The following is a 26,738-nucleotide window of genomic DNA, read 5'->3' on the forward strand; positions in this document are numbered from 1 at the left end:
CAATACTTATCACGCTCTTGCCCCGCCGGAAGCGGCCTGACAGACAATTTGCATGACAGAATCGCCGCAGAAGAACCCTCCCTCGAAACCCAGGAAAAAGCGGGCCGCCCGGACGCTTGGACCTGAGAAGACGGAGAAGATCTTCGCCGCGCTGGCGCATGACCGGCCGGACCCGAAGACCGAGTTGGAGTATTCCAATCCTTTCACCCTTGTCGTGGCTGTGGCGCTTTCGGCACAGGCGACCGATGTCGGCGTGAACAAGGCGACCCGGAAACTATTTGAGATCGCGGACACGCCGGAAAAGATGCTGGCGCTCGGCGAAGAGGGGGTTGCCGATCATATCAAGACGATCGGACTGTGGCGCAATAAGGCGAAGAATGTGATCGCCCTTAGCCAGAAGCTCATCGACGATTACGGCGGTGAGGTGCCGCGAACGCGCGAAGAGCTGACGACTCTGCCTGGTGTAGGCCGCAAAACCGCAAATGTTGTCATGAATGAAGTGTTCGGCGAGCCGACCATTGCGGTCGACACGCACATTTTCCGCGTCTCCAACCGGACTGGGCTGGCGCCTGGCAAGACTCCGGACGATGTTGAGGCGGGTCTGGAACGCGTGACGCCACCTGAATGGAAAAAGGGCGCGCATCACTGGCTGATCCTGCACGGGCGGTATGTCTGTAAGGCGCGGACACCCGAATGCTGGCGGTGTGTGATCGCTGAATGGTGCAAATACTCGCCGAAGACTCCTGATCCCGCTACGGTTTCATCGCTCGGGCCAAAAGCACCGAAATCAAGAAAGAACAAATAGATGCCGATCCGCTCGCCTGGGTGAGGCGTATGAAGGCGTGTATTGGCGAAGATTTACATCCGAACACGGAAGTATTGGGTGAAAGAATATTTAAGTGCGCATTTACGACAGGATGCGATGCTTGAAGAGGTGGAGTGGCCGCACGAATCGCTGGCCTCCAGTTCGCCTCATTTTCGCTACGCTTGCGTCACGCCAAGCATGAAGAGCGAACGAAAGAATAAGGGAAGTAGCAATGAAGTATATTATCTGCGCGGCAGCGGGCGTTGTTCTGTCAGCATTGGTCTTGTCCGCTCATGCGGAAGATGAACGGGTCGAGGGCTGGTCCGGCGAAGGTGCACTCAGCGCCGGTATGACAAGCGGCAATACGGACACGCGTGATATCGGTTTGACCTTCGATGTGGATCACATCACAGGCAAATGGGATTATGGCCTTCAAGGTCAGGTCGATTATGGCGAGCAGGACGGCCTCGAGAGCCGAAACCGAGCCTTTCTTGGCGCCAATATCGACTACGCGATCAGCGACCGCGTTTTCTCGTTCGCTCGCGCTTCCTATGAGGTCGACCAATTTACCGGCTTTGACAGCCGATCCTTTGTTGGTGGCGGTCTCGGCTATCGCTTCCTCGGTCTGGACCCTGTGACGTGGGTTGTGCGTGGCGGTCCGGGTGTGAAGGTGGACGAGGTCAAGCGTGTCGTGACGGTGGACAATCTCGGCGCGCCTCTGGTCATTCCGGCAGAAACGGTGACGTCGGTCGGTTTTGTTGGCAAGTCCAAGTTTGCCTGGGCGCTCAACGACAAGGTCGAACTCTCGAACGTTACCGACATCCTCTATGCGGAAGAGTCGACGCAGATCAGTAATGGCCTCGCGCTGACCGCGCAGATCAACGGCTCGCTTTCAGCCCGCTTCGGATTCGATACGCGCTACGATACGAATCCGCCAGACGGCTATGAGACGACCGACACCGCGACCAAGATCGGCGTCGTTTACAAATTCGGCAAGCACTAGACGGGCGCAGTTTCCAGACGCTTCTTCACGGCCTCGGCGATCATGTCGCCGAGGCGCGGGCCTTCGACGGGATAGAGATAAGGCTCGATCGCTTCGAGCTCCATCAGCACGAGGTGACCATCCTCGCCGCGCACCATGTCGACACGGGCATAGAGCGGCGCTTCATCCAGCATGGCGATGATGGCCGAGGCATCGTTGAGGTCTTCCGCAGGCGGATCGACTGGCGTTTCCTTGCCGCCATATTTCGACTGGATGCGATAGTCACCCGGCACGGCGCGTTTCACCAGCGCGTGGCAGAAATCGCCGCCGATGAAGATGAAACTGTATTCACCTTCGCTCTGGATGGAGGGCAGGAAAGGCTGGACCATCATCGGGTGGGGCATGTCTGGTACGGCGTCCCCGGGTTTCAGGCGATGCTGGCCTTCGGCACCGGCACCAACCTGGCGCTTGAAGACGAGGTCTTCGGCCTGCAGCATCGCGAAGGCCGCAGCTATATTTTTGGCGTCGGCTTTGTCCAGCCAGACAGTCGGTATGATCCGCGCGCCTTTTGCTTCAAGTTCCCGCAGATAGGATTTGTGGATGTTCCAGCGGATGAGGCTGACCGGATTGTAGAGCCGGGTTTTGGATTCGATCCGGGCGAGAGCTGACAGGAACTCATCCTGCCGGTCCCAGTAGTCCCATGTTGTGCCGACAATTGCGGCGCCGTAGCTGCTCCAGTCGGCGTCTGAATTGTCCCAGGCGATGTCTTCGATCGTCATGCCGCGGGCCGCGAAGGCCGGACGCAGAGAGTCCATCATGAGATCATGTTCGAATGCATCCTCCCGCCGGTTCGGAGAACTGGGAAGGGTGACCTGGGAAGCGATGTAGGCGATTTTCATGGCCGCGCATTTAGCACGCCTGCCGGTTGCGTCCAGCGCCTGCCTCTGGCAATGGCGCCGGGGTACTCAGCAGGAGAATCCGAATGGTGGAAGTCCGTTACGATGTTGTAGGCCTCGGCAATGCGATCGTGGACGTCCTGTCCCGTGCGGACGAGGTCTTCCTGGCTGAATGGGGCATTCACAAGAATGCGATGAACCTGATCGAAGAACCGCGCGCACACGAGTTGACCGAAGTGGCCAAGGATCCACTTTACACGTCCGGCGGAAGCGGTGCGAATACGATTGCCGGTCTCGCCAGCTTCGGGGCCTCTGCGGCCTATATCGGCAAGGTGGCGGACGACGAACTTGGCGCCCAGTTCAAGCGTGAGATGGAAGCCGGCGGTGTGCCGTTCCCGACCCCGCCGCTGACAGATGGTCCTGCGACTGCGCGCAGCATCATCTTCGTGACGGAAGATGGTCACCGCTCGATGAATACCTTCCTCGGCGCTTCCGTGCTGTTCTCCAAGGAAGACGTCGATGCAGATGTCGTGAAAGCGGGCGGCATCCTTTATCTGGAAGGCTATCTGTTCGACAAGGATGAAGCCAAGGAAGCGTTTATCTTTGCTGCGGAGACCGCAAAGGCATCGGGCCGTAAGGTTGCGCTGACCCTGTCGGACCGTTTCTGCGTTGACCGTCACCGGCCGAGCTTCCTGCAGCTGGTTCGGAACAATGTGGATATCCTCTTTGCGAACGAGGAAGAGCTGCTTGCGCTCTACGAGACGGAAGATTTCGACGCGGCGATGGCCGCGCTGCAGGCGGACACTGCCGTGGCAGCGGTGACACGCAGCGAAAAGGGCTCGGTCGTCATTGGAGACGGGGAACCGATCGCGGTCGAAGCCGTGCCTGTGAAGGAAGTCGTTGATACGACTGGCGCGGGTGACCAGTACGCGGCGGGTTTCCTGTTCGGTATGTCACGCGGCTTGCCGCTGGCGACCTGTGCGCGTCTCGGCCACATCGCGGCAGCGGAAGTGATCAGCCATTTCGGGCCGCGCCCGGCGGTCTCCTACAAGGTGCTGGCCGATGCGGCAGGCATCTTCGTCTGAGCCTGAGACATTTGTCCCAGCACCTGCGGCGCCGGTGAGGGCGCTTTGTGGATGGGTTGGATTTGCAGGGATGTGAATCGGCGTCAGGTTTCCGGCAGAGGCAAGGTTCCCAGACCGCCCTCAGCCGGGCGAAGGCCGGGATTTAGTGCGGCAAGCATCACACGCAGTGACTCTGGATCCCTGCCTGCGCCAGGGTGAGCGGAGATTGAGAGGGTGGTGATGTGGGTAGGGGCGTAGGCCTTTCCGTTGCAGGCGTCCGCGAGGCGGGCATTTGAATATGCGGCGGGCTGCAAGTGCACCCGCCGTTTCTTTTGCCCCGGAATCCAGTCGATCGAGGCCAGGAAAACCCGGCCATTCGGGCTGACGCTCCAATGATACTTCACACCCTTCCCATAAGCTGCGCGTATGGCGGCGCGAAGCATCAAGATCTGGACCCAGATCAGGGGCCAGAAACAAACAAGATGGGCCGGGAAGCCGGCGGGTGGCGAGAGGAGTGACATCGTGCGCACTATACGTCAGTGAGCGGAGGTGCCGGACAGGTTTCTTTTTGCGGCAATGACTGCTGCAGGATGGGGAGGCTGAAGTGGTGGACAGAGTTTGCCGCAGACACCTGCGCAGGCAGGTATTTGCGGAGAGTTGGTTTCTTTAGAGCGCCGGGTCCCGGATATTTGCGGTGCAAATTCCGGGATGACACGTGATTGGCGCAGGATCACATATGACTGCGCCATGATCATAACGGACTTAGCCGGATTATGCCGGACGATAGCGGATCAAGCGGTTAGCGCCTCGGCGGCATAGTCCAGCCGGTCATGCCCGAAGAACATTTCGTCGCCTACGAAGAAGGTGGGTGAACCAAAGGCGCCGCGTGCCAGGGCGGTGTCGGTGTTGTCCTTCATGATCGCCTTGTTTGTTTCGTCGCCGGCGAGCGCTTTGATTTCGTCGAAGTCGAAGCCTTCCGCGTCGCACATCGCCTTCAGCGAAGTATCGTCATCCGGTTTCAGGGCTTCCGGCGTTTCCCACATGTGGCTGAAGCAGGCGTCGATGAAGCGCTGTTGCTTGGCCGGATCTCCAGCAAGGCCGATCGTGGCGCGCAGCAGGTCGCGCGTGCTGACCAGCGGGAAATAGGGGTTCATGCGAACCTGGAGGCCGTAGCGCTTTGCGCAGCGCTGCAGGTCAGCCAGCATGTAGGTGTTCTTGGCTGGCACCATGCCTGGCGGACGGTTGCCGGTGCCTTGCATGATGGCACCTAGGAACATGGGCTTGATTTCGACGGGCGCGCCGGTGCGTTCCTTCAGCTGTTTCACTGCTGCATTGGCAATGTGGGAATAGGGGCTGATATAGTCGAAATAGAACTCAAGCGCCTTGGTCATCCGGTCCTCCATAAGTTTCATTTTGGAACTAAGGCAAATCAGGTTAGGCATGCAAGTATGAAATGGACAGAACTCTCGGATAATTGGTGCCCGGTCGCGCGAACGCTTTCTGTCGTGGGCGACCGGTGGACGCTGCTGATCCTCAGGGATTGCTTCCTCGGCCTGTCGCGGTTCGAGCAGTTCATTGAGTCGAGCGGCATGACCCGGCACATTCTCGCCGAACGCCTGAAGCGGCTTGTCGAGGCGGGCATCCTGGAACGGCGGCAGTATTCGGCCGGGCCGAAACGGTATGACTATGTCCTGACGGAGAAGGGGCAGGAGCTTGCTCCGGCACTCATGACTCTGAAGGACTGGGGCAAGAAACACATGCCGGTGCGCCGGTCGACGAACGCCTGATCTCGATCAAGCTTCTGCGAGGTCGACGGCTTTCTTCTGCACAGACCCGTAGTCGATCTTGCCGGTGCCAAGCACGGGGATCTCATCAACATGATAGACCCGGCGCGGGACTGAGATTTCCGGTACGCCATGGCTTTGCGCCCAGGCAAGGATCTCTTCGCGGTTACAGTCGGGACAGTCGCTGAGCAGGATGATCTGCTCGCCCTTGCGCGGGTCTGGCATGGCGACGGCCGCGTGGAGATTGTCTGGCCAGATGGCGCTTGCGCAGTTCTCAACGACAGCGAGCGAGACCATTTCGCCGCCAATCTTCGCGAAGCGTTTCACACGCCCCATGATGCGGATGAAACCGTCCTCGTCGATGGCGACGACGTCTCCGGTGTCGTGCCAGCCATCGTCGGGGGCTTCGAGTACGCCGGGAGCGGATGGGCGCAGATAGCCCATCATGATGTTCGGGCCCTTGATGTGAAGTCGGCCACCTTCCGGGATGCCGTCCACCGGCAGGAGGCGATGATCCATGTCTGCCATCAGCACGCCTACTGTGCCGGGCTTGTTGCGTTCCCACTGGTTCGCCGCGACGACGGGAGAGGCTTCGGTGGCACCGTAACCTTCCAGGATTTCGATTTCGAACTTCCGGCGGACCAGGGCGCGCGTTTCGTCTTTCACGCGTTCAGCACCGCAAACGGCGAGACGGATAGAGCTCATGTCGCCATCGGCTCCAACGCGAGCGTATTGGGATATGAAGGTATCCGTCGCCAGCAGGATCGACGCACCAGTCTCGCGGATACGTTTCACGATCTCGCGCGGTTGCAGCGGCGAGGGGTGGAAGATGACCGGAATACCAGCGATGAGCGGCAGGATCGCGCCTACGGTCAGTCCAAAGCAATGGAACGTCGGCAGCGGGTTGAACAACTTGTCCGTATTTACGTCGAGGCCGATATGGGCGCGGACCTGCTCGACATTTGCCATGACGTTCTCATGGCTCAGCACGACGCCCTTGGGCTCACCTTCGGTGCCGGACGTGAAGAGAACGACGCCGGGGCTCTTGTAGCGCGCCTTGCGTCGGATCAGGTTGGGGGCCAAGGGGCCGATCACAGCTGCAAGCTTGTCCTTCAGAGAAAGGTTCTCGCGAACGTCTTCCAGATAGATGATCTCGGCAACGCGGGAGAGGTCTTTCACCAGGGCTTCGAGTCCCGCAATTTCGATAAATTTTCGTGCAGTCACGATTTTTGTAATTTCGGCTGCACGCATGGCAGCTTTGAGGTTCCGGGAACCCGCGGTGAAATTCAGCATTGCCGGTACGCGATTATATGCCGACAGGGCGTAAAAGCCGATCACGGCACCCGCACCGGTCGGCAGCATGATCCCCACCGATTCGCCGGCTTTCGTCTTGGCAGCGAGCGCGGAGCCCAGTCCGAACGCGCCGCGCAGCACGTCCTTGTAGCTCAGCAGCCGCTCTTCGCCGTCGACCATGTCGTAGATGATCGTCTTGTTGCGGCCAAATTCGCCCGCAGCCCGCATGAGGGCGGCAAACAGGTCAGTGCGGGTTCGCGCAGGGCGATACGGCAATGGTGCCGGGATCGGTAGCGTGGTCATAAGCGGCTCTGGTTTCCTCGTGGGCGGTTTCCGCCTCACATGTTTGTAACATTCTGTAGCCAAGCAGCCAGAGAGCGGCAAACATTGCAAGTTTGCATGCGCAGATTGCAGTCTCTTCGACTTGAGTTCGGCCGCGGGTGAGGCCATGTTCCGGCGATGGCAAATCTCATTGATCTCAAGGGCGAAAAGGCCCGCGTGCGGCACCCGGAGAAGCAGTCCCGGCCGGACAGTCCGGTTCAGCGCAAACCGGAATGGATCCGCGTAAAGGCGCCGGGGTCCAAGGGGTATTCCGAAACCCGCGAGATCGTGAAATCCAAGGGCCTGGTCACGGTGTGCGAAGAGGCTGGCTGCCCGAATATCGGGGAATGCTGGGACAAGAAGCACGCCACGATGATGATTCTGGGCGAGGTCTGCACCCGCGCCTGTAGCTTCTGCAACGTATCGACGGGCAAGCCGCCCGCCGGGGTCGACGAAGACGAACCGCGCCGCGTGGCCGAGGCTGTCGCGGAAATGGGCCTCCAGCATGTCGTCATCACATCGGTCGACCGGGATGACCTGGTCGATGGCGGCGCGATGCACTTCGTCAACACGATTGAGGCAATCCGTGCCGCCTCTCCGGGGACAACGATCGAGATTCTGACACCGGATTTCCTTCGCAAGGATGGCTGGGAGAAGCGGGTCATCGATGCGAAGCCGGACGTGTTCAACCACAACCTCGAAACGGTGCCGCGTTTGTACCTGTCGATCCGGCCGGGCGCGCGTTACTTCCATTCGCTGCGCCTCTTGCAGAAGGTGAAGGACCGCGATCCGAACCAGTTCACCAAGTCCGGCCTGATGGTTGGCCTCGGCGAGACGAAGGAAGAGGTCATGCAGGTGATGGACGACATGCGCTCCGCCGGCGTCGACTTCCTGACCATCGGCCAATACCTGCAGCCGACCCGCAAGCACGCGCCCGTCGACCGGTTCGTCACGCCGGATGAGTTCCGGTCCTACGAAGAGATTGCGCGCGCCAAGGGCTTCCTGATGGTTTCGGCAACACCGCTGACGCGCTCGTCTCACCATGCGGGTGAAGACTTTGCCCGGCTGCGTGCTGCGCGTGAGGCGCTGAACGCCGGTAAGTCCGCCTGATCGCATGGCGCGGTTTTCCAAATCGGTCCGGCTGCCCTACACGCCAGAGCAATGCTTTGATCTGGTGTCGGACATCCGCCGCTATCCCGATTTCATCAAATGGATCACCGCGATGCGCGTCTCGGAGGAGGCTGCGCTGGGTGATGGGGCATCTTCCTGTCTCGGCGAAGCTGTGATCGGCTTTAAAGGTTTTACCGAGCGGTTTTCCACCCGTGTCACAAAAACACCTGCGGCTGGGAACGTGATCGCCTCGCTGGTGAAGGGTCCGTTCCGCCGCCTGCGGGCTGAGTGGAAGATCACGCCCCAGGACCGGGGCACGGATGTCCGCCTCGATATCGACTACGATTTCAAGAACCCGTTCATCGGCATGCTGGCGGCCGCCAACCACGATCTTGCCGTTACCAAGATACTCGACGCTTTCCTTGATGAGGGCCGCCGGCGTTTTGCGGCGCCCTCATCGCCGATTGCAGATACCTAGCTCATCTGGAACTGGATCAGTTTCAGAGCACATTCCACTGCGGCCATACGGACTTCCGTCCGTCCAATCTCGCCGACCTGAAGCATCTCATGGACCACGGCCCGGTTCTCGCGAGCGCAGGCAACGTGGACCGTCCCGACCGGCTTCATGCGCGTTCCGCCACCAGGGCCAGCGACTCCTGTGATCGCGACGGCGATGTTCGCCCGACTGGCTTCCAGCGCGCCCTCAGCCATCATGCGGGCAACCGGTTCCGATACCGCGCCATAGTCTGCCAGCGCGTCTCCTGGCACACCGAGCATCTCTTCCTTGGCGCGATTGGAATAGGTGATGAAGCCGCGGTCGAACACGGTCGACGAGCCGGGAATGTCAGTGAACAGGGCAGCCACGAGGCCACCGGTACAGCTTTCAGCCGTGCAGATCTTGAGGCGCGCCTGTTCGGCGTCGTCGAGGATCAGCATGGCGAGATTACGGAGTCGGTCTGGGAACATGACGTTGACGTTATGCCTACATTACTTGCCGGTGAAGACGGGATTGCGCTTTTCGATGAAGGCGGCTGCGCTTTCTTTTGCATCGGCAGTCTGCATCAGGCGGCGGATTTCCGTGATCGCCATCTTGCCGACGTCGCGCCATGGTGGATCGACCGTCTCCCGGAGGCCTTTCTTGATCGCCTGCACGGCCAGCGGCGGGTTGGCAGAGATCTTGTGGGCGAGGGCGAGTGCGGTAGGCATCAGGTCTTCATGCGGGACGACACGGGAAGTGAGGCCGATCTCCTTCGCTGTCGCGGCGTCGATGACGTCGCCCGTGAACAGGAGTTCGCAGGCTTTCTCCCGGCCAACCAGCTGGACAAGGCGGCCGAAGCCGGGGGCATCGCAAGTCAGACCTCGCGTGACGAAAATCTCGCCGAACCGGGCTTTCTCGGAGAAGACGCGAATATCAGCCATGATGGCAAGCTCCGCGCCCCAGCCAAGGGCAAAGCCATTCACGGCCGCGATAACCGGAATGTTGGTGTTGAGGAGGGCATCTGCTGCCGGTGTCAGACCACCCGTTTTTTTCGCACGTTCCACCATCTCTGGAGTGGTCGGGGCGCCCTTGGAAAGAATCTGCTTCACGTCATCACCGGAACAGAAGGCCCTGTCTCCCGCGCCCGTGATCACAATGGCCCGAGCATCCGCATCGCGCACGGCGTCTTCAAGCGCCATATAGGTCGGATAGTCGAGCGCATTCATCGCCTCCGGCCTGTCGAGTGTGAGAATTGTGACGTGGCCGTCCTGTTCGATTTTCAATCCACCGGACATTTGCGTCCTCCCTTTTTGCGAAGGGGAGCACGCGCAGGGCGATTTGCAAGAGGGGACGCGGCGTCAGGCCAATGGCGCGAGGACGGCGACAGCCTCTGCCGCGATGCCTTCGCGCCGACCGGTGAAGCCGAGGCTTTCGGTCGTCGTTGCTTTGACGCTGACTGCCTCCAGAGACAAGCCGAGCAGCTCCGCAGTCCGAACGCGCATCGCTTCCCGGTGAGGTTTCACCTTGGGTGCTTCGCAAATGATAGTGATGTCGCAACTGGAGAGCGCGTACCCAGCCTCTTCTGCCAGCAATTGTGCATGTTTCAGGAAGACGCTGCTGTCTGCGTCTTTCCATTGCGGGTCTGAAGGCGAGAAGTGGTCCCCGATATCACCCAGCGCAACCGCTCCGAGGATGGCATCTGTCAGCGCATGCCAGGCCGCATCCGCGTCGGAGTGGCCCTTCAGTTTGGCCGTATGAGGGATTTTTACGCCACAGAGGGTGACGTGGTCGCCCGGTTCGAAAGCATGGACATCGAAGCCCTTGCCCACCCGGGGAACGGACTGAACAGGGGAGAGCAATCTGGCCATCAGGTCGAAATCCTCAGCGTAGGTTATCTTGTGAAGGCGTTCATCACCCGGCACCAGCGTAATGCGTGCACCGGCGGTTTCCACGGCTTCGAGGTCATCGACGAAAGAGTCGGGTGCCTTCAACGCCGTGCGGATAGTGCCGAGCCGGAAGGCTTGCGGCGTCTGGACCCGGTAGAGCCCCTCTCTGGGCACGGTCGACAAATGACCGGCAGCCTGAGTTTTCAGCGCATCCGACACGGGCAAGGCTGGCGCTGCCGCATCGTAATCCGACAAGGCGGACACGAGCGAGTCGATCATAGCGAGATGTAATCCTGGACGGGCGGCGTCATGAATAAGGACTGGCGCGCCATCGGCGATCGTCAGAACCTCAATTCCTGCGCGAACGGACGCCGTCCTGGTCTCGCCGCCGCATACGACTTTAGTCTTAGATGGAAAGCTGGTTGCGATTGTCAGGTCGTCTACAACGACCACCAGTTCCAGAAGGTCTGGATGGTCAAGGAATGTGTCGACAGACCAGTCGATTACGCGCTTCCCAAGCAGCATTTCCCACTGCTTGGGGCGCTCAAGACCTGTGCGGGCACCTCTGCCGCCGGCGACGATGATTGCAGCGAATCCGGTCATGAGCGCCTTCTAAGGCACCTGTTGTATCTATGCCATGCTGTTTCAGCTTATGCAGCTTCGGGTTGCTGCTTATGTTTTGTGCACTTGCGAAGTTTCAAAAAGGTGCAAGAATGAACAAATGGTTAGTTTCGAGGCACCCAAGGTCTGGTTAGCGCCCATGTCAGGCGCAACGGACGCCCCTATGAGGCGGCAGGCGGTATATTTTGGCGCTCCGGCAGTGGTGTCGGAGATGGTTGCCGGGGAAATGCTCGCGACGCAACGCCCTGATGTTGTGCGTCGCACATGCAGGCACGAAGGCGGCGGGTACTGGATCGTCCAACTCGCTGCTCGACGGCCGGAAGATATGCACCGCGGTGCCGAATTGCTCGCCGAGAGCGGCGTCGATGTGATCGACATCAATATGGGCTGTCCATCCCGACAGGTGACGGGCGGCCAATCAGGTTCGGCGCTCATGCGTGATGTTTCGCTGGCGAGTGACATCATGGATGCTGCGATTGAGGGTGCCGGCGGACGGCCTGTTACCCTGAAAATGCGTCTCGGTTGGGACGACACAATGCTGAATGCTCCCGAGCTTGGTGCGATTGCGGAAGCCAAGGGCATCCGGATGTTGACGGTGCATGGCCGCACCCGGTGCCAGTTCTATAAAGGAGCTGCGGATTGGGCTGCCGTCCGGGAGACGGTTGAGGCAGTCAGCCTTCCCGTCATTGTGAACGGCGATATTCGTTCCGTGGCGGATGCGCAGCAGGCGCTGGAATGCTCCGGGGCGCATGGTGTCATGGTGGGCCGGGCGGCTATGGGACAGCCCTGGCTGGCTGGCGAGATCGCTGCCGCCCTGGATCAAGCCTGCTGGCATGCGCCCTCCCGCTCCGAAAAGCTTTCATCCTTGTGCGAGCAGATCGAGGATTCCGTTTCGTTGTATGGTCCGAAACTGGGTGTTCTGACGGTACGCAAGCATGTCTCTGCTGCCATCGATACGCTGGATCTTCGCATGGCTTCGTCGGAGCGCCGGCGCATGCGCTCTCAACTCTGTCAGATTTCGGACTGGCAGGAACTCATCGCCGCTCTGCGGCAAGTATATTTGAAACCCGACCTCGTGGAGGCCGTCTGACATGCCGGTGGACACTTTGCTGGACGCACGCTCTCTAGCTGATCTTTCTCCTGTTGCCTTGCTCGTTATCGACGACAGGCGGCGTATTGTGGATGGAAATCCGGAAGCCGAAACGCTTTTCCAGCTTTCCCGCAGATCCCTTACGGGCAAGCCCCTCAGTGAGCTGATTTATCATGACTCGTTGATCTGGGAGTTGCTGGACCGCGCCCAGCGACAGGTGGGTGATATTGCTTCGCCGGGCACGCCTGTGACGGGTCCATCGATCACGTCGCGGCTCGTTTGCGACGTCTGGGTTCGAACCACCGGTGACGAAGGCTTTGTCATTGCGTTGGTCGAGACCGCCGTTCGCGAAGGGAACGATTCTTCGGCAGGGGTTGCGGGATTTGGCCGTATCCTTGGGCACGAAGTGAAAAACCCGCTCGGCGGCATAATAGGGGCTGCGCAATTGCTGGAGCGCCAGGGCGTTGAAGGGCAGTCGGAATTGCTGGCAATCATTCGCGATGAAGCGCGAAGGATTGAGCGTCTGGTCAACCGCTTGTCCGCATTCGAACTTTTCTCCGCGCCGCGGATGAAAGAGTTCAATATCCATGCGCTGCTTGACCGGGTGATTGCATCCGAACGCGTGGCAATCGGCGAGAAGGTAGATATCAAGCGCGATTTCGACCCATCACTGCCGGAATTGCTGGGCGATGAAGATCACTTGCAGCAAGCCTTCCAGAATATCATTCGAAACGCAGCTGAAGCGGCCCAGGAGGGTGGTGGCGGACAGGTAACGATCCGCACGGCTTATGCCACCGGGCTGGCGTTCAAGCGGTCCCGGTTCGGCGTCGGTCTCCAGCGCGCCATGCTGGTCACGGTTGAAGACAACGGCCGCGGTATTCCCCGCGAAAAGCTGTCGCGCATTTTCGATGTTTTCCAGAGTTCCAAATCCGGCGCACGCGGATTGGGACTTTCGGTTGTGAAAGAAGTCATCACCGCCCATGGCGGCCAGATCCGGGTGGACAGTGAGCCGGGCACAACCCGTTTCACTGTTCTTCTGCCAATTCGTACAGGAGGCCTTAATGGCTGATAAGACCGTTCTTCTTGCTGAGGACGATGCCAGCATCAGGCTGATCGTGAACCAGACGCTTGTTGCGGCTGGCTATGAAGTCCGCGCGACCAGTTCTCCGGAAGCGCTGGAGCGCTGGGTACGGAATGGCGAAGGCGATGTGGTCGTCACCGACGTGTATCTTGGGGATGCGTCGATCTTTGACCTGTTGCCGTCGATGCGTCTGTCGCGTCCGGAGTTGCCGTTCATTGTCATGAGTGGTCAGAACACGATCCTCACAGCAGCCAATGCCGCCCAGCACGGGGCGTTCGATTACCTTCCCAAGCCGTTCGATATCGATGCATTGACGAGCCTGGTTCAGCGCGCACTGAAGGCGCCGCCGAAAACCTCGGTACGGTCCATCAATCCGGAATCTCAGAAAGCCATCAGCGATGCCGGCCTGCCACTGATCGGGCGGTCTGATGCAATGCAGGAGGTCTACCGGATCATCGCGAAAGTGATGAATACAGATCTGACGGTCCTCATCGAAGGTGAGAGCGGAACCGGCAAGGAGCTTGCGGCACGCGCGATCCACCAACTCGGTTCAGCAAAAGACGGCAAATTCGTTGCCCTCGACCTCGCAGCGTTGCCGGCGGCCGAGATCAATCGCCAGCTATTCGGTGCAAATGGGGAGCCGGGCGCTGTGCATCAGAAGGGCGGCACGCTTTATCTCGACGAGATCGGCGATTTGCCGGCCGAGGCGCAAACCCAGCTTGTGAAGTTCCTGCGCGACGCGAATGGCGCCCGCCTGATCGCATCCACCCGGCGCAATCTGGGTCGGATGGTCGAAGAAGGAACTTTCCGCGAAGATCTCTACTACCGTCTGAATGTCGTGCGACTGGCCATGCCACCGCTCCGGCTGCGCAAGGAAGATATACCGGAACTGGCCCGGGCTTTCCTGATCCGAGCCCAACGTCAGGGCCTCTCGGCGAAGAATTTCGACAAGTCTGCGATTGACCTCATCATGGCCTATGATTGGCCGGGTAACGTGCGTGAGCTTGAGAATCTCGTCCTGCGCCTCGCCGTCCTCAGCCCGGATGACACAATCACGCTGCGAGACGTGGAACGAGAGCTGCGCGCAGGCGCGAGCGAGCAGAAAGGCGCGAGCGGCGGCTTCGAGAAAGATATCGAAACGCTGCTGCACCGGCACATCATGGGCGATCTCATTTCCAGCCGGGAAGACGAGGAAAGCACCGTTTACTCCCGGGTAATCGACCAAGTGGAGCGGCCATTGATCCGCCTTGCGCTGTCGGTTACCGCTGGCAACAAGGTCAAAGCAGCGCAGCTTCTGGGCATGAATCGTAACACGCTGCGGGCGAAGATTAACGCACTCGGCATTGCAGAAGAGTGATTGACCATTGCCAGAACTGTGGCTCTAATGCATCACTGTTGCCGTAGAGGCACGATTGTGTGATCTTGGAGCAACGGGCCGGGGGGCCTGTACAGAGCCGGTAGATTGTCGAACCCGTTAAGCCAGCATGCACCGAAAGCGAGTTGGGCCCTTTTCGAAGGGCTCTTCATCATTGCGGCGCTCGTTGCGGTGTTCGCCACCTTCATCACGATCGCGGGCGTAAATCCGGACAACCCGACGGCAGGCTCGACACCGTGGCTGCTGGCGCTCAACCTGGTCCTGATCATCGCGCTTGCTGCGATTGTGATCCGCGAATTTCTGGCAATCCGAAGCCGCTCACGCGAGGCAGGCGAGGGGCGCCTCGCGCAACGCTTTGTGATGCTGTTCGGATTTTCCGCCCTGGTGCCGTCGATGGTCGTCGGCATTTTCCTTGGTGCCGTCGTCACCCGCGGACTGGACAACTGGTTCGGCGATACGGCCGAAGCGGTGATGGAAAAGAACAAGCAGATCTTTCAGGACTATGTCGACAACTTCAAATCCTCGTTTGATGTGGATGTCCGCCTTGCAGCGCTGGACGTCGAAAACTTTGCGCGTGATGTGAAGTCACAGATGGCCGCCGAAAACGGGGGGCAGGCGGTGGAGAGTGACGCGTTTGCCGCCAATGCGTCAGCGGCCCTGTCTGAGGGTTTGCGGCAGACGCTCGCCTACCGGGAATTTGTCACGATTTCGATCGTGAGCGCCGACGGACAGGAAATCATCGCAGAAGAGAATGCCGGCACGCCTGTGCGCTTGCGCCCGCCACCCGACGCATTCGACGAAGCCCGTAGCGGCGAAGTCGTCACCACTCTCTATGAGCCCCAGGGTATCGGCACCGCCCTCATCCGGATTTCCGAGCCTGTCGATGGCTACGTCTATGCGGCCAAACCATTCGACCGGAACCTTTTCGCGATGCTTCGGGACGCCGAGGACCAGTTGGCTCAGTACAACAATGCGAAGCTACGCAGCGGACGCCTGCAGACCATCTTTGCGATTGGGTACGCCCAGATCACCGCACTGATCCTGTTGCTGGCCGGACGGCTAGGACTGGAGGCGGCCGGGCGAGTGACCGGCCCCATCGGGCGCCTGGCGTCAGCTGCTCATACGGTACGTGATGGGGATCTGACGGTGCGTGTCCCAGTCAGTGGACCAAAAGACGAAGTTTATGCGTTGAGTCAGTCATTCAATGCGATGACGGAACAACTGTCCGAGCAACGAAACGCTCTAATTCGGGCCCGTGAAGACGAAGAGGATCGCCGCCGTTTCGTGGAAACGCTGCTGGCCGAAGTCAGCGCCGGCGTGATCCGAATGGGCGCGGACATGACAGTGACGCTCGCCAACCGTTCAGCAGGTGATCTGCTCGGAATTGAAGAAGTGCAAGCCGGCGAAGCGCTGGAAATGGTTGCACCCGAATTCGAGCGCTTTGTACGCGATACGCTGGAGCGGAATTCTCCAGTCGATGCATCCATTGAAATCAGCAGGAATGGGACCACCCGACACATCCGCCTGAAGACGGCGCCAGACCCGGCGGGTGGATGCGTTCTGACGTTCGATGACACGACGCGCCTTATCAATGCACAGAGACAGATGGCATGGCGCGATGTTGCCCGGCGCATTGCCCATGAAATCCGCAATCCGCTTACTCCGATCATGCTGTCGACCGAACGCCTGCGTCGCCGCTATGCCAGCAAGATTGATGACCATGACGGCGTGTTCGAGAAGTGTATCGACACGATCCTTCGTCAGGTGGGTGATATCGGCCGTATGGTCGAGGAGTTTTCCAGCTTTGCCCGAATGCCGAAACCGAGTGTTGCGCCGTTCGACATGAAAGACCTTCTGCAGGAAGCCAGTTTCTCGCGAAGCGTCGTCAATCCTGACATCGATTTCGAATTCAAAAGTGTCGCTGAATCCACCAGCTATTCTGGAGATGAGCGTCTTATCGGGCAGGCAATCGGCAACTTGTTGAAAAATGCTGCTGAAGCCATTGAAGGCATGCCTGAAGAGGCGGATGTGCAGGGCCAGATAAGGATCGCGCTGAGCGGTGACGAGCACGGTTTGGAAGTGACCATCGAAGACAATGGTCCCGGTTTTCCTGAAGATGTGCGTGAACGCCTGCTTGAGCCTTATGTGACGACACGTGAGAAGGGTACAGGCCTCGGTCTTGCCATTGTGAATCGCATCATTGCGGACCATGGTGGCTCCATCTCGCTGCAAAACCGTCTCGATGGGTTGCGCGGTGCCAGGGTGCGTGTCTGGCTTCCGCCACATGATCAGTCCAGAGAACAAGTTATACCAACCGGTGAAGATATGGCCGGTGTCAATCCGCATTCCCCACAGACAGTCCGCGTAGAGGAGCCAACGCCATGGCGTTAGATATTCTGGTTGTTGATGATGAGCCTGATATCCGGGAATTGATTGCCGGAGTGCTGGGGGATGAAGGATATTCTGTCCGTACGGCGGCGACAGCCGAGTCGGCGCTTGAGGAGGTTCGCACACGGACCCCGCGCCTCGTGGTGCTTGACGTCTGGCTTCAGGGCAGTGGCATGGACGGGCTGTCGCTGCTGAAATACCTGAAATCAATTGATCCGCTTCTGCCCGTCATCGTGATCAGTGGGCATGGCAATATCGAAACTGCTGTTGCTGCCATCCGACGCGGAGCCTACGATTTCATTGAAAAGCCTTTCAAGACAGATCGCCTTTTGCATCTGATCGACCGGGCCATTGAGTCGGCTGCGCTGAAATATGAAAATGCGACACTCCGCAATCGTGCAGGAGACGATGAGCGCTGGATTGGGCATAGTCATGCCGCTGCGAACCTTCGAGCGGCGATCGAAAAAGTTGCCCCAACCAATTCTCGCGTCATGATCACGGGTCCAGCTGGCGTCGGCAAGGAACTCGCCGCGCGCCTCATTCATCGCAATTCACTGCGCGCGAATGGCCCATTCATCGTGGTCAACGCAGCAACTATCGCTCCGGACCAGATGGAAATTGCCCTCTTCGGTGAAGAGGATGCTCAAGGACGTACGACTCGTATCGGTTTGTTTGAAAAAGCTCATCTTGGCACCCTTTTGCTTGATGAGGTTGCCGACATGCCCCCGGGGACGCAAAGCAAGATCCTCCGTGTTTTGACGGAACAGCGTTTCCAGCGTGTGGGTGGTCGGTCGGACGTTAGCGTAGATGTGCGTGTAATGTCTGCCACAACGAAGGATCTGAAACAGGAAATCGAGGAATCCCGGTTCCGGGAAGACCTGTACTATAGACTGAACGTGGTTCCGCTTCGTGTGCCTTCATTGGCTGAGCGTCGCGATGACATTGCGGATCTTGTGAACTACTTCATAGAAAGGATCGCGGATTCTTCGGGGCTCACGCCGCGGACATTCTCTCAGGAAGCCATGGCGGTGCTGCAATCGATGGATTGGCCCGGAAACATCCGGCAGCTGCGCAACGTGGTTGAGCGGATCCTGATTCTTTCGCCATCAGACTCCAGCCGTCCGGTGAGCGTTGATGAGCTTCCGCGAGATGTTGGCAGCAATGTTCAGACGTCCAAGGCCGGATCAGCTGACCTGGTGGGACTGTCGCTCCGCGATGCGCGTGAGCAATTCGAACGAGAATATCTGGCCCTGCAGATCACAAGATTTAATGGAAACATCTCGAGGACTGCCGAATTCATTGGAATGGAGCGCTCAGCGCTCCATAGAAAATTAAAGGCTTTGGGCGTAGCGTCCGGGGCGAGTCGGCAAGATAGCTGATGCCAGCGGAAGGCTGAGGAATGCGCGTTCTTATCTGCGGGGCTGGCCGGGTCGGACACGGCATCGCGCGGCGTCTTGCGCGCGAAAAGCACGACATCACCATCATCGATGAAGATCCGGACCTGGTCGACCAGGTTTCGACGGACCTCGATGTGCGAGGTTACACGGGCCACGCGGCACACCCGGACGTGTTGAAACGTGCCGGTGCGGCCGATTGCGAAATGATTATCGCGGTCACGCACTTCGACGAAATCAACATGGTGATCTGCCAGATCGCCCACACGCTCTTTTCGGTTCCCTTCAAGATCGCGCGTGTGCGCGACCAGTCATATATTGATCCGGCCTGGAAGAACATTTTCTCCCGCGAAGGCTTACCGATCGACATGGTGATTTCACCGGAGGTCGAGGTTGGTGAGGCCATCCTGCAGCGCCTCCGGACGCCTGGCGCCATCATGTCGGCGACTTTCGGGCGAGGAAAAGTCCGCCTATTGGGCCTGGAAATCGCCGAGAACAATCCGCTGCTCGATACCGCCGTAGATCAGATCCGAGGGCTGTTCCCGGACCTCTCAGCGCGGATCATTGGCATCGGGACCGGGGATATTGTCCGCGCTCCAAAAGGCAGCGACGTGCTGAAGCCGGGTGACCGCGCCTACATTGCCGTACTCGACACCCACGCCGAGCGGTTGACCTCCATCTTCAACCGCAACGTCGAACGGTCCGACCATATCGTGATCGTCGGCGGCGGGAATGTCGGCCTTTATGTTGCCCAAACGCTGGAACGGGAAAGCAATAAGCGAATCCGTCTTATCGAGAATGACCCTGAGCGTGCGAACACCGCAGTGGCAGGGGTGAAAAGGTCCATCGTGATCCAGGGCGATGGATTGAACCCGGATATCCTGACCGAAGCAGGCGCCTCGAAGGCCGATTTCGTCGTCGCGATCACCAACGATGACAAGACCAATCTCCTGATCTCCAATCTTGCCAAGCGTGCAGGGGCCAGACGAACATTGGCGCTGGTCAATGCAACAGAACTGGCAGGGCTCGCACGCGACATGCGCGTGGATGCCGTGCTCGACCCGCGTGCGCTGACCGTATCCCAGATCCTTTTGCGCATGCGCCGTGGGCGCATTCTTGGCCTGCAATCGCTGGAAGACGGGCAGGCGGAAGTGGCAGAGGGGGTGACCCTCGAGTCTTCATCCCTGATTGGAAAGCCGACCGGCTATGATGATCTTCCAGATGGCGTGACGGCAGCCGCTATCGTGCGTGGTGACGATGTCATTATTGCCGGCCCTGAAACGATTGTACGGACAGAAGACCGGCTGATCGTGTTCTATGAGGAGGAGATGGTCCGGAAAGTGGAGAAATTCTTCCGCGTCAGTCCGGACTTCTTCTAGGCCCATGAATTACGCGTCCGTCGTCCGTATCCTGGCCCTCGTGATGCTGATCCTCGCGGCCTCCAGTGTGCCTGCAATCCTTACGGCGCTGGCTTATGGAGAGAATGAGCAGGTTTTCGCGTTCCTTGCCATGGTGCTTGGAATTAGCGTCATCGGTACGAGTATTCTGTTCCTTACTCCTCGCCCTCGCCAGAAGTCCCGTCCTTCGGATGCTCTGGGCCTTGTAATCCTGTGGTGGTTCCTGGCGCCCGTGGCGGCCTGCCTGCCATTTGTTGTGGGCGTTCAGAACGCCTCTTTGCTTCAGGCAATCCATGAGGCAGCGGCCTGCCTGACCACGACAGGTCAGTCTGTCATCGCGGTGGAAGGAAATTTGTGGCCCGCCAGTCTGATTGTTTGGCGCGGCACCCTTCATGTACTGGGGGGCGCGGCATCCATCATCATGGCTGCCAGTGTGCTGGCAGCGCTCAATCTGGGTGGTCCGGGAATTCACCGGAGTGTGCTTTTTGTCATGCCGGAGACCAGTTTCTTCGATGCTGTTCCAAAAGTTGCGCGTTCAGTCCTTCTGATCATGGTGGTTTCGATCACAACTACGGTTCTGGCGCTGGAACTAGCCGGCGTATCCGCGGGGCGCGCCCTGTCCGATGCTGTGAGTGTCTGGACCACCGGCCTGGTAGATCCGGCGCCATATGGCCGAGCAAATGCCGGTGCGGTTGCTGACGTAATTCTGGCGATAGGTCTGACAGGGGGAGCGCTGGGTCTGGCAATCGCGCTGCCAATTCGGGAACGTCGATTTCTGAAGGTGTTTACAGACCCCGAGACGCGCGTTTTTGCCTTTTTGGTCTGCATTTTCACAATCATGGCAATTTTGTCAGGCCTCAGTTTTCTCGAGTCGCTCGGCTGGTCGATTTCGGCACTCGCAACGTCCGGACTACCGCTGGGCAGCGCGGATACGTGGGACAAGGTTCCATTGCCGGTGTTCGTGTTGCCGGCGCTGATCGGTGGCTCGGCTTTGTCAGCGGCTGGCGGCGTCAAGATCGCGAGATTGATCGTATTGTCCCGCCGCGCGGGCGTGGAATTCCGGCAGCTGGGCTATCGGCGTTCGGTTCTGGGGTTTCAGTTCCGGGACAGGGAAATGGACGAACGGAGTGTGATTGGCGTTTGGGTCTACCTGATAGCCTACATCCTGACTGTTTTCCTGGTGATGGTCGGGTTCACCTTTACCGGACTGCCATTTGAGTCATCCATCAGACTGGCGATTGGCTGTCTAACCAATTCCGGCGGCCTTGTTGTCGGCCACGTCGCACAGCTCGACCAAGCTGCCTCTATTTTAGCCATTTTTTCCATGCTGCTGGGCAGGTTGGAGATTCTGGCGATCATTCCTGCTATTTCTATCAGTTTCTGGCGGGGGTAGATGGGGTTGGCCCTTGCGAAACCCCTTCAATCCAGTTAGCCCGCGAATATAACAAGAACAACAGGACTAACCTGCTATGTCGGCTGAGAAAAAACAGAACCTTCAGGATGCCTTCCTCAACGCTGTTCGCAAATCGCGTACGCCTTTGACGGTTTTCCTTGTAAATGGTGTGAAGCTGCAAGGTGTGGTCACTTGGTTTGACAACTTTTGTGTGTTGCTGCGGGGCGATGGCCGCCCGCCGCAGCTTGTCTACAAGCATGCCATTTCCACGATCGCTCCGAGCGCGCCAGTACAGCTCTTCGATGAAGAGATGGACAAGGATTAAAGCCTTTTGGGCGACAAGCTGATTGATCGGCTCCCAGCTCCGGAAATTGCCGGTGCGATCATCCCCTGGTTCACTCCAGCAAATCGACCGTCAACAGACCGGCTGGAGGAGACCGCTGGTCTGATTGAGGCATTGGGCTGCCAGCTCGCGTTTCTGCGAGCCGAACATGTCCGGCAGGTGAACTCCGCACAACTTCTGTCAGGCGGCATCCTGAACCGCTTCGCCGAGGACCTGGAAGCGCATGATTGCACGCTTGCAGTGGTCGATGGTGCCCTGACGCCGGTTCAGCAGCGGAACCTCGAGAAAAAGCTCGGCGTCAAGGTCATTGATCGGACAGGCTTGATCCTCGAGATCTTTGGCCTTCGTGCACGAACAAAGGAAGGCCGCCTTCAGGTCGAGCTTGCGCGCCTCTTGTACGAACGGTCGCGGCTTGTTCGGACATGGACCCACCTTGAGCGCCAGCGGGGTGGCGGAGGCTTCCTGTCCGGTCCGGGCGAGAGCCAGCTGGAAGCCGACCGGCGGATGCTGGACGACAAGATCGTGCGCCTCAAAGGCGATCTGGACGATGTCCGCCGCACTCGCGCCGTTCAGCGGGCTGGCCGCCAGCGGACCGGTAAGCCGGTCGTCGCGCTTATCGGGTATACCAATGCCGGCAAATCAACGCTCTTCAACCGTCTGACCGGTGCGGATGTGTTCGCCAAGGACATGCCGTTTGCCACGCTGGACCCGACGATCCGGCGCCTTGACTTGCCGACGCTCGGCGAGGCAGCGCTCATCGACACGGTCGGCTTCATTACTGACCTGCCCACGCACCTGATCGACAGTTTCCAGGCCACGCTCGAAGAGGCGATGCAGGCCGATCTGCTGGTGCATGTCAGGGACCGCTCCAGTCCCGCTGACTTGGAACAGGCAGATGATGTGATGCGCGTTCTGGAACGGCTGGAAAAGGAAACCGGGTTGCCATTGCCGCCTATGATCGAAGCCTGGAACAAGGCAGATCTATTGCCGCCAGACCGGGCAGAAGCACTCGCATTGTCGGCTGCATCACAGGAAGAGCGTCCAGCTGTGCTGCTTTCCGCGACTACCGGGCAGGGGGTAGATGCGCTGTTCGCTGCGATCGAACGCGGATTGCTTCGCAGTGCCACAAAGGTTCGAATTATTTTGAAGCCTCAGGATGGGCGTGCCCGAGCCTGGTTGCACCGGAATGGGGAAGTGCTGGACGATGAGCTGCAGGATAATGCCATTTCGTTGATGACAGTCCGACTCAGGACAGACCGGCTTGGACAGTTTCAGTCGGAATTTCCTTCAGTTCAGATTGAGCCGGCTGACTAGGCTGATCGTTCGTCTTTCTTCACTGCTTGCCAGAGGCGTTCCTGAGAATCGAGATCGAGATCAGCGAATTCGTCTCCCTGATTGGTAGCCAATGCTTCCATGGCGCGGAACCGTCTTTCGAACTTCGCATTGGCCTGGCGAAGGGCGACTTCAGGGTCGACGCCCAGACGTCTGGCAAGGTTTGCGGCAACGAACAGCAAGTCACCGATCTCGTCCAGGATCTCCTCGGGTTTGCCTGATGCGATGGCTTCTTTCACTTCCAAAGTTTCTTCTTCCAGCTTTACGAAGATGTGCTCAGCTTCCGTCCAGTCAAACCCTGTGCGGGCTGCGCGCTTCTGAAGCTTTTCGGCACGAAGCAGCGCAGGCAGAGACAGCGCGACACCGTCCAGCGCGCTGGTTGGTTCTGCCCCCTTCGCTTTGGCGGCTCTTTCTTCGGATTTCACGACCTCCCACGCCACGATCTGGTCATCGGCGGTACGGTCGTCGGCGTTTTCGAAAACGTGCGGATGACGCCTGATCATTTTTTCATTGATGGCGGCAGCCACATCCGCTGCTTCGAAAGCTCCATCTTCTGCCGCCATCTGACTGTGGAAAACGACCTGAAAGAGAAGATCCCCCAACTCTTCTCGAAGTTCCGGCATGTCGTGGCGCTCGATAGCATCTGCAACTTCGTAAGCTTCTTCGATAGTATAGGGGGCGATCGTTTTGAACGTTTGTTCCAGGTCCCAGGGACAACCGCCTTCGGGACTGCGCAAGCGAGCCATGATATCGAGCAGACGAACGAATTCCTCTGCGGCGCGTTGATGACGGGACGTGTCTGGTGGAGCCATGAGGCTGCTCCTGCTGATTTCACGGGGCCTAAGTAGACCACAAGGGGCCACGGACGTGGCGATGATGACTTAGCCGGAATGGATTGACTTTCCCGGCGGTGCAAGAGACGTGAAGGCATGCGACCTGTATTCTGTAGATCGATCAAGCCTATGACGGGACGTCGTACATGAAAGACCGCACGATCCTGATTGGCATCGACTGGGGCGCCTCAACATTTCGCGCCTGGGCATTTGATGAAGAAGGGGACGTCATTGGCGGTATTTCGGTACCGGATGGGATTCTCACGCATTCGGGCGACGCCGTCGGGCGATTGAAGTTCCATATCAATGAGTGGCTGAGCGAGTGGCCGGATGTGCCGATCATCGCCTGCGGTGGAATTGGTGGAACCCAGGGTATTCACAAGACAGATCACCGCGCTGTTCCCATGATGATCGCAGACCTTCCCAAACATCTCGTTCAGTCGAACGGCATCCACATCGTGCCGGGGCTAAAGCAGGCTTCGCCGCCAGATGTGATGCGGGGTGAGGAAACTCAACTGTTCGCACTGGATGATCCGATCGGTGCGGTATGTATACCCGGAACCTACACGAAACATGTAACTGTGGAGCATGGACGCATTCTGGGCTTCACGACCGAGATGACCGGAGAATTGCGAGCTTTGCTGCTGGCTAATGGCGGCCTTAAAACACCGGCTGATGTGGAGCAGGAATTTAGCGAATCGGTGTTCCGTGAATGGGTGGAGTATTCCCTGGACACCGATGATGCCGCATCTCCTTTTGCTGTCCGTGCCGCAAGGATGACGGGTGTTCTGGATCCGAAATATCATGAAACTGCTTTGACAGGTTTGCTGATCGGCGCAGACATTGCGGCCCATTACGACCCTGGTGATGAGCTTACATTGGTCGCTGATGGAGCCGTCCTTGAATCGTATCGATTGGCGCTCGATACGCTGGGGGCCGAGTTTGAAGAGTGCTCAGCTGAAGAAGCAACTCAGGATGGCCTGTTTGAACTTGCTGAAGAGGCGGGATTGATTGGATGATGCTGGCGCCGGAATGCGTTGCCCCAACAGGGTGTGTGCTGGGTGAAGGCCCGGTGTGGAGCGAAACCGAAGGCTTCCTATGGTGGGTCGACATCAAGCGTGCAAAGCTTCACCGTTACAATCCTCGCACTGGTAATACGCGCCGGTATGATCTTCCGGTGCGGGCGAGCGCCTTTGCTCTTTACCAGGGTAGCTTCCTTATGGTCGGGGATCAGGAGATTGGTGTCTATGATCCGTCCACAGAGGTCTATGACCGTGTTTGCGGCATTGAAGGCGAGCCGGAGGGAAACCGTGCCAATGATGGCGGCGTGGCGCCGGATGGCTCGTTCTGGTTCGGGACCATGGATGATTCTGAGAAAGAAGCTCGCGGCAACTACTTCCGGTATGGCGCAGACAAGTCGCTCACCCAATTGAGATTGCCGTCCGTGATGGTGACCAACACGATGCAGTTTTCTCCTGATGGGCGCACTTTCTACACCTGTGACAGCGCCGAACAGGAAATCCTCGCCTACGATTTTGATCCTGAAACGGGCACTTTGAGCGGCCGGCGCGTGTTTGCCTCTACTTATGAATTTGGTGGATTTCCAGACGGCTCGGCAATCGATTCGGAGGGGTGTCTCTGGACATGCCTTTGGGGAGCGTCGCGGGTGGTCAGGCATACGCCAGAAGGGGAAGTAGATCAGGTCATCATTCTCGCTGCTCCGCGGCCTACGAGTGTCGCTTTTGGCGGGCCGGATTACAGAACGATGTTTATTACGACCGCTAGATCCGGGATGACTTTCCCCCAGTTGGATGCGCGTCCGCTGTCCGGGAGCCTGTTTTCGGTTCAGGTTGATGTTCCGGGGCTACCTGCGCGCGAGTTCGGACAATCGGCGACGTAAGTGGGCGAGAATTGCCCGCTTGAAAAGCCGGATCCGGTATCTCACATGCCTTCACATTGAAATTGGTGTAGTTTAGGCGTGGACGTAGCGGCTCAAAACCGCTAACCCCCCGCTTTTCAAGAGAGTGTCGGAATGGCCGATAAGGTTAAGAAGAAACGGGTCGGGCCCATCACGTTCCTGCGTCAGGTACGCGCGGAAGGGAACAAGGTGACCTGGACGTCGCGTCAGGAAACGGTTCAGGCAACGATCTTCGTTGTCGTGATGTCGGTTCTTATCGCGCTCTTCCTGTTTGCCGCCGATTTCTTGATCAACCTGTTTGTTAAAGCGATCACCGGCCTTTAGAGGCTTATGACCGACCGATTTCAAGGAGTGCGCTGGCCCCATGGCTGAAGCGAAATGGTACATCGTCCATGCTTATTCCAACTTCGAAAAGAAGGTGGCGGCAACGATTCTCGAGCAAGCCCAGCGCAAGGGGCTGTCTGATCTGATCGAGGACATTCAGGTTCCGACCGAAGAAGTGGTCGAAGTCGCACGCGGCAAGAAGAAAACCGTCGAGCGCCGGCACTTCCCTGGTTATGTGCTCCTGAAGACGGTCATGACCGACGATGTGTACCACCTCGTGAAGGACACGCCGAAAGTGTCGGGCTTCCTCGGCGCTGAAGGGGGCAAGAAGCCGCTTCCGGTCCGCCAGCGCGAAGTGGACCGCATTCTCGGAACTGCGAGCGAATCGGGGGCCGATCGTCCGCGTCCGAAAATCTCGTTCGAAGTCGGCGAGCAAGTCCAGGTCAATGATGGCCCGTTCCAGGGCTTCGAAGGCGCTGTCGAAGAGATCGACGAGGCCAATGGCCGTCTGAAAGTCACCGTTTCGATCTTCGGGCGTGGAACGCCGGTGGATCTGGAATTCGAACAGGTCACAAAAGTCTGATCCTGTCGCGGGATTTTGGGCGCGAACGTCTGCCGGTTGCGCTTGAA

The 26,738-nt window shown here is 58.7% G+C and carries 26 protein-coding genes; 19 read left to right on the forward strand and 7 right to left on the reverse strand.

Annotated elements, in window-relative coordinates:
• Positions 1–52: 52 nt before the first annotated feature.
• The gene (gene nth, locus R3C98_RS07465; RefSeq protein ID WP_371313491.1) at positions 53–805 is read left to right on the forward strand and encodes an endonuclease III; all 753 of its coding nucleotides are present in this window, start codon (positions 53–55) and stop codon (positions 803–805) included.
• 232 nt (positions 806–1,037) lie between these two features.
• Entirely contained in the window at positions 1,038–1,808 is a 771-nt protein-coding gene (locus R3C98_RS07470; RefSeq protein WP_371313492.1) for a YdiY family protein, read from the forward strand.
• On the opposite strand, the gene R3C98_RS07475 is transcribed toward R3C98_RS07470, so the two are convergent.
• Positions 1,805–2,686, reverse strand: a complete 882-nt coding sequence (locus R3C98_RS07475; protein WP_371313493.1) for a RimK family alpha-L-glutamate ligase — start codon at positions 2,684–2,686, stop codon at positions 1,805–1,807. The two genes, R3C98_RS07470 and R3C98_RS07475, sit on opposite strands and share 4 nt — an antisense overlap.
• An 83-nt stretch (positions 2,687–2,769) precedes the next feature.
• Here R3C98_RS07475 and R3C98_RS07480 point away from each other — a divergent pair, with 83 nt between their 5' ends.
• Positions 2,770–3,768 (forward strand): adenosine kinase, encoded by a 999-nt coding sequence (locus R3C98_RS07480; RefSeq protein ID WP_371313494.1) that lies wholly within the window; start codon positions 2,770–2,772, stop codon positions 3,766–3,768.
• Between the two features lie 770 nt (positions 3,769–4,538).
• Here the strand turns inward: R3C98_RS07480 and R3C98_RS07485 are convergent.
• Positions 4,539–5,138: a 2-hydroxychromene-2-carboxylate isomerase gene (locus R3C98_RS07485; protein ID WP_371313495.1), complete on the reverse strand. Its 600-nt coding sequence runs from the start codon at positions 5,136–5,138 to the stop codon at positions 4,539–4,541.
• A 57-nt stretch (positions 5,139–5,195) separates the two neighbouring features.
• On the opposite strand from R3C98_RS07485, the gene R3C98_RS07490 reads away from it, so the two are divergent.
• Entirely contained in the window at positions 5,196–5,534 is a 339-nt protein-coding gene (locus tag R3C98_RS07490) for a winged helix-turn-helix transcriptional regulator (protein WP_371313496.1), read from the forward strand.
• A gap of 6 nt (positions 5,535–5,540) precedes the next feature.
• Here R3C98_RS07490 and R3C98_RS07495 read toward each other — a convergent pair whose 3' ends face one another.
• Entirely contained in the window at positions 5,541–7,127 is a 1,587-nt protein-coding gene (locus tag R3C98_RS07495; protein ID WP_371313497.1) for an AMP-binding protein, read from the reverse strand.
• Between the two features lie 156 nt (positions 7,128–7,283).
• Here R3C98_RS07495 and lipA point away from each other — a divergent pair, with 156 nt between their 5' ends.
• Both lipA and R3C98_RS07505 read left to right on the forward strand, forming a co-directional pair.
• Entirely contained in the window at positions 7,284–8,255 is a 972-nt protein-coding gene (gene lipA / locus R3C98_RS07500; protein ID WP_371313498.1) for a lipoyl synthase, read from the forward strand.
• Positions 8,256–8,259: 4 nt separating this feature from the next.
• Positions 8,260–8,733: a type II toxin-antitoxin system RatA family toxin gene (locus R3C98_RS07505; protein ID WP_371313499.1), complete on the forward strand. Its 474-nt coding sequence runs from the start codon at positions 8,260–8,262 to the stop codon at positions 8,731–8,733.
• On the opposite strand, the gene R3C98_RS07510 is transcribed toward R3C98_RS07505, so the two are convergent.
• The 3 genes from R3C98_RS07510 to R3C98_RS07520 form a co-directional block, all read right to left on the reverse strand.
• Complete coding sequence (locus tag R3C98_RS07510) at positions 8,730–9,221, reverse strand: CinA family protein (RefSeq protein WP_371313500.1); 492 nt, start codon at positions 9,219–9,221, stop codon at positions 8,730–8,732. The two genes, R3C98_RS07505 and R3C98_RS07510, sit on opposite strands and share 4 nt — an antisense overlap.
• Positions 9,222–9,242: 21 nt before the next feature.
• Positions 9,243–10,028 (reverse strand): enoyl-CoA hydratase/isomerase family protein, encoded by a 786-nt coding sequence (locus tag R3C98_RS07515; RefSeq protein ID WP_371313501.1) that lies wholly within the window; start codon positions 10,026–10,028, stop codon positions 9,243–9,245.
• A gap of 63 nt (positions 10,029–10,091) precedes the next feature.
• Entirely contained in the window at positions 10,092–11,222 is a 1,131-nt protein-coding gene (locus R3C98_RS07520) for a bifunctional 2-C-methyl-D-erythritol 4-phosphate cytidylyltransferase/2-C-methyl-D-erythritol 2,4-cyclodiphosphate synthase (RefSeq protein ID WP_371313502.1), read from the reverse strand.
• A 157-nt stretch (positions 11,223–11,379) separates the two neighbouring features.
• Between R3C98_RS07520 and R3C98_RS07525 the strand changes: the two genes are divergently transcribed.
• From R3C98_RS07525 to hflX, 9 genes are all read left to right on the forward strand, one after another.
• Positions 11,380–12,330 (forward strand): tRNA dihydrouridine synthase, encoded by a 951-nt coding sequence (locus tag R3C98_RS07525; protein WP_371313504.1) that lies wholly within the window; start codon positions 11,380–11,382, stop codon positions 12,328–12,330.
• Between the two features lies 1 nt (position 12,331).
• The gene (locus tag R3C98_RS07530; protein WP_371313506.1) at positions 12,332–13,399 is read left to right on the forward strand and encodes a nitrogen regulation protein NR(II); all 1,068 of its coding nucleotides are present in this window, start codon (positions 12,332–12,334) and stop codon (positions 13,397–13,399) included.
• Complete coding sequence (locus R3C98_RS07535) at positions 13,392–14,768, forward strand: sigma 54-interacting transcriptional regulator (protein WP_371313507.1); 1,377 nt, start codon at positions 13,392–13,394, stop codon at positions 14,766–14,768. Before R3C98_RS07530 ends, R3C98_RS07535 begins: the two co-directional genes overlap by 8 nt.
• A 105-nt stretch (positions 14,769–14,873) precedes the next feature.
• Positions 14,874–17,177 carry an ATP-binding protein gene (locus R3C98_RS07540; RefSeq protein ID WP_371313508.1) on the forward strand — a complete coding sequence of 768 codons (2,304 nt, stop codon included), beginning with the start codon at positions 14,874–14,876 and terminating at the stop codon, positions 17,175–17,177.
• Complete coding sequence (locus R3C98_RS07545; protein WP_371313509.1) at positions 17,168–18,553, forward strand: sigma-54-dependent transcriptional regulator; 1,386 nt, start codon at positions 17,168–17,170, stop codon at positions 18,551–18,553. The genes R3C98_RS07540 and R3C98_RS07545 overlap by 10 nt, the downstream gene beginning before the upstream one ends.
• Positions 18,554–18,573: 20 nt before the next feature.
• Positions 18,574–19,947, forward strand: a complete 1,374-nt coding sequence (trkA, locus tag R3C98_RS07550; RefSeq protein WP_371313510.1) for a Trk system potassium transporter TrkA — start codon at positions 18,574–18,576, stop codon at positions 19,945–19,947.
• A gap of 4 nt (positions 19,948–19,951) precedes the next feature.
• Positions 19,952–21,358: a hypothetical protein gene (locus R3C98_RS07555; RefSeq protein ID WP_371313511.1), complete on the forward strand. Its 1,407-nt coding sequence runs from the start codon at positions 19,952–19,954 to the stop codon at positions 21,356–21,358.
• A gap of 76 nt (positions 21,359–21,434) precedes the next feature.
• A complete protein-coding gene (gene hfq / locus R3C98_RS07560) occupies positions 21,435–21,683 on the forward strand; it encodes an RNA chaperone Hfq (protein ID WP_371311594.1) in 249 nt (82 codons plus the stop codon).
• 6 nt (positions 21,684–21,689) lie between these two features.
• On the forward strand, positions 21,690–23,015 hold the full coding sequence (gene hflX, locus R3C98_RS07565; RefSeq protein WP_371313513.1) for a GTPase HflX: 1,326 nt from the start codon (positions 21,690–21,692) through the stop codon (positions 23,013–23,015).
• Here the strand turns inward: hflX and mazG are convergent.
• Entirely contained in the window at positions 23,012–23,845 is an 834-nt protein-coding gene (gene mazG / locus R3C98_RS07570; protein WP_371313514.1) for a nucleoside triphosphate pyrophosphohydrolase, read from the reverse strand. The two genes, hflX and mazG, sit on opposite strands and share 4 nt — an antisense overlap.
• Positions 23,846–24,012: 167 nt before the next feature.
• Between mazG and R3C98_RS07575 the strand changes: the two genes are divergently transcribed.
• The 4 genes from R3C98_RS07575 to nusG all read left to right on the forward strand — a co-directional run bounded on the left by R3C98_RS07575 (position 24,013) and on the right by nusG (position 26,691).
• A complete protein-coding gene (locus tag R3C98_RS07575; protein ID WP_371313515.1) occupies positions 24,013–24,885 on the forward strand; it encodes a 2-dehydro-3-deoxygalactonokinase in 873 nt (290 codons plus the stop codon).
• Positions 24,882–25,766: an SMP-30/gluconolactonase/LRE family protein gene (locus R3C98_RS07580; RefSeq protein ID WP_371313517.1), complete on the forward strand. Its 885-nt coding sequence runs from the start codon at positions 24,882–24,884 to the stop codon at positions 25,764–25,766. Before R3C98_RS07575 ends, R3C98_RS07580 begins: the two co-directional genes overlap by 4 nt.
• Before the next feature lie 132 nt (positions 25,767–25,898).
• On the forward strand, positions 25,899–26,108 hold the full coding sequence (gene secE / locus R3C98_RS07585; protein ID WP_035584909.1) for a preprotein translocase subunit SecE: 210 nt from the start codon (positions 25,899–25,901) through the stop codon (positions 26,106–26,108).
• A gap of 40 nt (positions 26,109–26,148) precedes the next feature.
• Complete coding sequence (nusG, locus tag R3C98_RS07590; RefSeq protein ID WP_371313518.1) at positions 26,149–26,691, forward strand: transcription termination/antitermination protein NusG; 543 nt, start codon at positions 26,149–26,151, stop codon at positions 26,689–26,691.
• The last annotated feature ends 47 nt before the right edge of the window (positions 26,692–26,738 follow it).

The sequence above is a fragment of the Hyphomonas sp. genome, from assembly GCF_041398465.1.
GTDB lineage: Bacteria > Pseudomonadota > Alphaproteobacteria > Caulobacterales > Hyphomonadaceae > Hyphomonas.

What these genes read in the sequence shown, in the direction of transcription:
- nth (WP_371313491.1), top strand. Translation starts at nt 53, where the DNA reads ATGACAGAATCGCCGCAGAAGAACCCTCCCTCGAAACCCAGGAAAAAG.
- R3C98_RS07470 (WP_371313492.1), top strand. Translation starts at nt 1,038, where the DNA reads ATGAAGTATATTATCTGCGCGGCAGCGGGCGTTGTTCTGTCAGCATTG.
- R3C98_RS07475 (WP_371313493.1), bottom strand. Translation starts at nt 2,686, where the DNA reads ATGAAAATCGCCTACATCGCTTCCCAGGTCACCCTTCCCAGTTCTCCG.
- R3C98_RS07480 (WP_371313494.1), top strand. Translation starts at nt 2,770, where the DNA reads ATGGTGGAAGTCCGTTACGATGTTGTAGGCCTCGGCAATGCGATCGTG.
- R3C98_RS07485 (WP_371313495.1), bottom strand. Translation starts at nt 5,138, where the DNA reads ATGACCAAGGCGCTTGAGTTCTATTTCGACTATATCAGCCCCTATTCC.
- R3C98_RS07490 (WP_371313496.1), top strand. Translation starts at nt 5,196, where the DNA reads ATGAAATGGACAGAACTCTCGGATAATTGGTGCCCGGTCGCGCGAACG.
- R3C98_RS07495 (WP_371313497.1), bottom strand. Translation starts at nt 7,127, where the DNA reads ATGACCACGCTACCGATCCCGGCACCATTGCCGTATCGCCCTGCGCGA.
- lipA (WP_371313498.1), top strand. Translation starts at nt 7,284, where the DNA reads ATGGCAAATCTCATTGATCTCAAGGGCGAAAAGGCCCGCGTGCGGCAC.
- R3C98_RS07505 (WP_371313499.1), top strand. Translation starts at nt 8,260, where the DNA reads ATGGCGCGGTTTTCCAAATCGGTCCGGCTGCCCTACACGCCAGAGCAA.
- R3C98_RS07510 (WP_371313500.1), bottom strand. Translation starts at nt 9,221, where the DNA reads ATGTTCCCAGACCGACTCCGTAATCTCGCCATGCTGATCCTCGACGAC.
- R3C98_RS07515 (WP_371313501.1), bottom strand. Translation starts at nt 10,028, where the DNA reads ATGTCCGGTGGATTGAAAATCGAACAGGACGGCCACGTCACAATTCTC.
- R3C98_RS07520 (WP_371313502.1), bottom strand. Translation starts at nt 11,222, where the DNA reads ATGACCGGATTCGCTGCAATCATCGTCGCCGGCGGCAGAGGTGCCCGC.
- R3C98_RS07525 (WP_371313504.1), top strand. Translation starts at nt 11,380, where the DNA reads ATGTCAGGCGCAACGGACGCCCCTATGAGGCGGCAGGCGGTATATTTT.
- R3C98_RS07530 (WP_371313506.1), top strand. Translation starts at nt 12,332, where the DNA reads ATGCCGGTGGACACTTTGCTGGACGCACGCTCTCTAGCTGATCTTTCT.
- R3C98_RS07535 (WP_371313507.1), top strand. Translation starts at nt 13,392, where the DNA reads ATGGCTGATAAGACCGTTCTTCTTGCTGAGGACGATGCCAGCATCAGG.
- R3C98_RS07545 (WP_371313509.1), top strand. Translation starts at nt 17,168, where the DNA reads ATGGCGTTAGATATTCTGGTTGTTGATGATGAGCCTGATATCCGGGAA.
- trkA (WP_371313510.1), top strand. Translation starts at nt 18,574, where the DNA reads ATGCGCGTTCTTATCTGCGGGGCTGGCCGGGTCGGACACGGCATCGCG.
- R3C98_RS07555 (WP_371313511.1), top strand. Translation starts at nt 19,952, where the DNA reads ATGAATTACGCGTCCGTCGTCCGTATCCTGGCCCTCGTGATGCTGATC.
- hfq (WP_371311594.1), top strand. Translation starts at nt 21,435, where the DNA reads ATGTCGGCTGAGAAAAAACAGAACCTTCAGGATGCCTTCCTCAACGCT.
- mazG (WP_371313514.1), bottom strand. Translation starts at nt 23,845, where the DNA reads ATGGCTCCACCAGACACGTCCCGTCATCAACGCGCCGCAGAGGAATTC.
- R3C98_RS07575 (WP_371313515.1), top strand. Translation starts at nt 24,013, where the DNA reads ATGAAAGACCGCACGATCCTGATTGGCATCGACTGGGGCGCCTCAACA.
- R3C98_RS07580 (WP_371313517.1), top strand. Translation starts at nt 24,882, where the DNA reads ATGATGCTGGCGCCGGAATGCGTTGCCCCAACAGGGTGTGTGCTGGGT.
- secE (WP_035584909.1), top strand. Translation starts at nt 25,899, where the DNA reads ATGGCCGATAAGGTTAAGAAGAAACGGGTCGGGCCCATCACGTTCCTG.
- nusG (WP_371313518.1), top strand. Translation starts at nt 26,149, where the DNA reads ATGGCTGAAGCGAAATGGTACATCGTCCATGCTTATTCCAACTTCGAA.